4 protein-coding genes are annotated in these 5073 nt (G+C 52.6%); all 4 read left to right on the forward strand.

Translation table 11 applies throughout. The annotated features are described in order from the left end of the window. The first annotated feature begins 198 nt into the window (after nt 1-198). Nucleotides 199-1488, forward strand: a complete 1290-nt coding sequence (locus tag A918_RS0116835) for a cyclopropane-fatty-acyl-phospholipid synthase family protein (protein ID WP_028233925.1) — start codon at nt 199-201, stop codon at nt 1486-1488. A 202-nt stretch (nt 1489-1690) separates the two neighbouring features. Continuing rightward, on the forward strand, nt 1691-2359 hold the full coding sequence (locus A918_RS0116840) for a hypothetical protein (protein WP_022712188.1): 669 nt from the start codon (nt 1691-1693) through the stop codon (nt 2357-2359). A 195-nt stretch (nt 2360-2554) separates the two neighbouring features. Next, nucleotides 2555-4066 carry a replicative DNA helicase gene (locus A918_RS0116850; RefSeq protein ID WP_022712190.1) on the forward strand — a complete coding sequence of 504 codons (1512 nt, stop codon included), beginning with the start codon at nt 2555-2557 and terminating at the stop codon, nt 4064-4066. 11 nt (nt 4067-4077) lie between these two features. Next, a partial coding sequence (gene radA / locus A918_RS0116855; RefSeq protein ID WP_022712191.1) for a DNA repair protein RadA occupies nt 4078-5073 on the forward strand: 996 nt, incomplete at its 3' end.

A 5073-nucleotide genomic window follows, 5' to 3' on the forward strand; every position in this document is an offset into this window, starting at 1 on the left:
TGCCCCGCTCTTTCCAGAACAATAAAACCCGCTATTCTTAAAGCGCTGTACCGTGTTTAGCTCTTTGTATTGACGCATTATCCAGCGAAAACCGCTTTGCACTTTTTCTGGAAATGCGCGAAAGGCGGATACAGGCGCGGAAACTCGCCGCTTCATTCGCCGCTCAACCGGTTCTGCAAGATCGGAGGAGGATGAGACATGAGTAGCATGCTGCATTCGGTTCTGAACAAGCTGATCTCAAGCGGCGATCTTAAAGTACAATTTGCCGATGGCACGACACACACTTACGGCAACGGCACTTCGCCGCATGTCACGCTTGCCTTTCACAACAAAGCTGCGGAAAGAGCGATCGCTCTTGATCCGGAACTGAAGCTCGGCGAATGCTTCATGGACGGGGATATCAGTTTTCCGGAAGGCGATATTTACAGTTTTCTGCGGCTGGTCTTTGAGAATACCGGCCCCACGGCGGCAAAAGAGCCGTGGATGCGTATCCTAACCAGATTACGCAAAATTTTCAGACCCTTACAGCAAATGAACACGCTGGCACGCTCTTCCAGAAATGTGCAACGGCACTATGATCTGAGTGGCGAACTGTATGATCTGTTTCTTGATCCCGATAAGCAATATTCCTGCGCTTATTTTGAAACGCCACAGACCAGCCTTGCGGAAGCACAACTTGCAAAGAAGCGGCATATTGCGGCCAAGCTGCAAATCAAACCCGAGGATAAATTACTGGATATCGGCTGCGGCTGGGGTGGTTTAGGTCTGTATTTTGCAGAATTTCTTGACGCGGATGTTACCGGTGTAACCCTGTCTCAGGAGCAGTTCCAGATTGCCAATCAACGGGCAAAAGCGCGCGGGCTTAATCAACAGGCACAGTTTTTGTTGCAGGATTATCGCGAGTTGAACCAGCAATTCGACCGGATCAGCTCTGTCGGCATGTTTGAGCATGTGGGTGTTACCCATTATGCCGAGTTTTTTCAGCAAGTTGCGCGGCTGTTAAAACCGGACGGTTCCATGCTGCTGCACTCTATCGGCCGCAGTGACGAGCCTTCCGTCACCAATCCGTTCATCCGTAAATATATTTTCCCCGGCGGCTATATCCCCTCCCTCTCGGAAGTCCTGCCGCATATTGAAAATGCAGGACTGATTATAACGGATATCGAAATCCTCCACCTGCATTATGCGGAAACGCTCAAAGCATGGCGTGAAGCTTTCATGGCGAACCGCGACAAAGCAAAAGCCATTTATGATGAGCGTTTTTGCCGGATGTGGGAGTTTTATTTGGCAGGATCGGAATCCGCCTTCCGCTGGCAGAATATGATGGTGTTTCAGATACAGCTTGCACACAGACAGGATGCCGTGCCGCTGACCCGTAATTATATTGAGCAGGCGGAAAAGCGGCTTAAGCGACTGGAAATGCGTAAATTCAAAGCCTGCAATGACAGCAGCAGCGAGAAAGCCAGCCCGAAACATCTGGTTTATTAAAGCAGCGGTCAACGGGCTGCAATTTTGTGACAAATTGACGACACTCTGTTGCTCATAAAGTTTTTATCAAGAGATTGTGAAGTTCCGGCGATTGCACCGCTGGTGCGCTTCAGACATTTATCTGTTTGCTTTTACGCGCTCTTTTACCTGAAACCTGCATCGCATCTTTCGGAGCGCTGTTGTTTCAAGGGATAAATATCTGATGCCCAGCGTGCAAACCAAGCTGCACCCACGCCTGAATAAAACAACCCTGTTTGTCTTATCAGCAGGATTACTGGTTCTTCTCGCTTCCTATCCGCTGGCGCTCATTCTCCCTGCATCGACATCGTGGGAAAACGGCCCTGTTGAAAATGCTCAGGCAATATTGCTGTTTCTGGGTATGATACAGGCACTGATTTTTCAAAAATCCGGCAGTTCAGACTGGAAATGGTTCTGGCGCGGTGCGGCATTGATCTGGTTTATCTGCGCAGTTCGGGAATTGAGCTGGGGTGCGGTTTTCCTTGAGCCAATCAGCCTTTCCGAGCTTGGCCCTTTCTTCTCATCACGCCAGCTCTGGTACAAACCGGCCATCATGCCCGCATTAATTGCCTCTGTTTTACTGCTCGCTGTTCTGATGCTGAAAAACGGCTCGCATAAATTGCTCAAACCATTGCAGCAATCCGGCGGCCTGCCATGGGGGGCATTTTTGCTGGCAACGCTGTGCATGATGATTTCAACGGCAGCAGAAGAGCATCTCGGCCTCACAACCGGCCTGACCGGCGCAGCCGCTCAAAACCTTGAAGAACTGAGCGAATTGGCAGCCTATATTTTTCTTCTGACCGGACAGTTCCAACTCCGCTATCACCAGTCTTTGCTGGCGACTGCGGACTGATCCCGTTAAAAGCCCCCACGCGACGACTATCTGACAGGCAGTTCTTGCAGCTGCAGCCTGTGAATCGCTGTGAATCATGGTATAGCCGCTTCAACTGCACCGGCAGATTGTTTACACTCATATTTCAACAGACTCTGATGTCCGGCTTTTTGCCGGATAATTCCCGCTTGATTGCGGCAAAGGATCCAGAACTTTATGGCTGACGCGACTGTTCACAAACTTGAAGAGACACGGGACACCCAGAATTCGCTTTACCGCGAAGCCCCGAACAATATCGAAGCGGAACAGGCTCTTCTCGGCGCGATTCTGATTAATAATGATGCTTTTTACCGTGTTTCGGACTTTCTGAAGCCGCCGCATTTTTACGACCCGCTGCATCGCCGTATTTATGAACTGGCGTCCGAGCTTATCCGCGTTGGTAAAATGGCCAATCCGGTGACCATGAAAACCTTCCTGCCTGCCGATGATAAAGTCGGCGACATGACCGTGTTTCAATATGTGGTGCGCCTTGCCGCCGAAGCGGTAACCGTTATCAATGCGGAAGATTATGGCCGCGCGATCTATGACCTTGCCACACGCCGCTCGCTGATCGGTATCGGTGAGGAAATGGTCAATATCGCCTATGATGCGCCGGTCGATATGGCTCCGCGAAGCCAGATTGAAGATGCCGAGCGCCGCCTGTTTGAACTGGCGGAAACCGGCCGCTATGACGGTGGCTTCCAGCCTTTCAACGAAGCCGTTAAAACCGCGATTGATCTCGCGGGCGTAGCCTTCCAGCGTGACGGGCACCTCTCCGGTGTTTCCACCGGCATCCACATGCTGGATGGTAAGATGGGTGGCTTGCAGTCTTCCGACTTGATCGTGCTGGCGGGGCGTCCGGGTATGGGTAAGACCTCCCTTGCCACCAATATCGCCTTCAATATTGCTGCGGCCTATCAGGGGGAACAGCTGGCAGACGGCTCAATGAAAGCCATCAATGGAGGTGTGGTCGGCTTCTTCTCGCTCGAAATGTCCGCCGAACAGCTGGCAACCCGTATTATTTCCGAGCAGACAGAAGTTTCCTCATCCAAAATCCGCCGCGGTGAAATCTCGGAAACCGATTTTGAAAAGCTGATCGCCTGCACACAGACGATGCAGCGTATTCCGCTTTATATCGACCAGACCGGTGGTATCTCCATTGCGCAGTTGTCTGCACGTGCCCGCCGCCTCAAGCGCCAGCGCGGCCTTGATTGTCTGGTGATTGACTATATTCAGCTGATGACCGGTTCGTCCAAAGCCTCGGCGCAGAACCGCGTGCAGGAAATCACCGAAATCACCACGGGTCTGAAAGCCCTTGGCAAAGAGCTGAATGTGCCGATTATCGCACTGTCACAGCTCTCCCGTCAGGTAGAAAACCGCGAAGACAAACGTCCGCAGCTCTCCGATCTTCGTGAATCGGGTTCCATCGAGCAGGATGCGGACGTTGTGCTCTTCGTGTATCGTGAAGAATATTACGTCAAAAACCTTGAACCACGCGACGAATTCGATCCGAAATATGACGAGTGGAAAATGCACTTTGAGAAAGTCAAAGGCACGGCAGACGTTATCATCGCCAAGCAGCGTCACGGTCCTACCGGTACTGTAAAGCTCGCCTTCCAGTCGGAATTCACACGCTTTACCGATCTGGCCGAAGGCACTTATCTGCCTGAACAATATGACGATCACTGAAAGAGCATAACTTGGCCAAGAACCGGATTCAGTTCATCTGCCAGAATTGCGGTGCCACGCATTCGCGCTGGGCAGGCAAATGCGACGGCTGCGGCGAGTGGAACACACTTGTCGAAGAAGGCACATCCGGCGGCATCGGCTCGGGTCCGGGCAAAATGGCGATGCGCAAAGGCCGTGCCGTTGCGCTCACCACGCTCTCCGGTGAGATTGAAGATGCACCGCGCATTCAATCCGGTATCAGTGAGCTGGATCGCGTAACCGGCGGCGGTTTTGTTCGTGGTTCTGCGCTGTTGGTCGGCGGTGATCCGGGCATTGGCAAATCAACATTGCTCACACAGGCTGCGGCCGCATTGGCACGTCGTGGCAACCGCATCATCTATGTATCGGGTGAAGAAGCGGTGGCACAGATCCGTTTGCGCGCACAGCGTCTGCATGCAGCAGATACATCTGTGGAACTGGCGGCGGAAACCAATGTCGAGGATATTCTAGCCACCATTGATACTAAGCCGCGCCCTGATCTGGTGATTATCGATTCCATCCAGACTTTATGGACAGATGCGGCCGATAGCGCACCGGGTTCGGTAACACAGGTTCGCGCCGGTGCGCAGGCGATGATCCGCTATGCCAAATCAACGGGTGCTGCTGTGGTGCTGGTCGGCCATGTGACCAAGGAAGGGCAGATTGCAGGCCCGCGCGTGGTTGAGCATATGGTTGACGGCGTTTTGTATTTTGAAGGCGAAGGCGGCCATCATTACCGCATCTTGCGCACAGTGAAAAACCGTTTTGGCCCGACTGATGAGATCGGCGTTTTTGAAATGTCCGATAAAGGTTTACGGGAAGTCTCCAATCCGTCTGAACTGTTTCTTGGCGAGCGTAATGAAAAAGCTCCGGGAGCTGCGGTATTTGCCGGTATGGAAGGCACCCGCCCTGTTCTCGTGGAAATTCAGGCACTTGTGGCACCATCTACACTCGGCACACCGCGTCGCGCCGTTGTCGGCTGGGATAAC

It is taken from the genome of Pseudochrobactrum sp. AO18b, assembly GCF_000409565.1.
GTDB classification, from domain to species: Bacteria; Pseudomonadota; Alphaproteobacteria; order Rhizobiales; family Rhizobiaceae; genus Pseudochrobactrum; species Pseudochrobactrum saccharolyticum.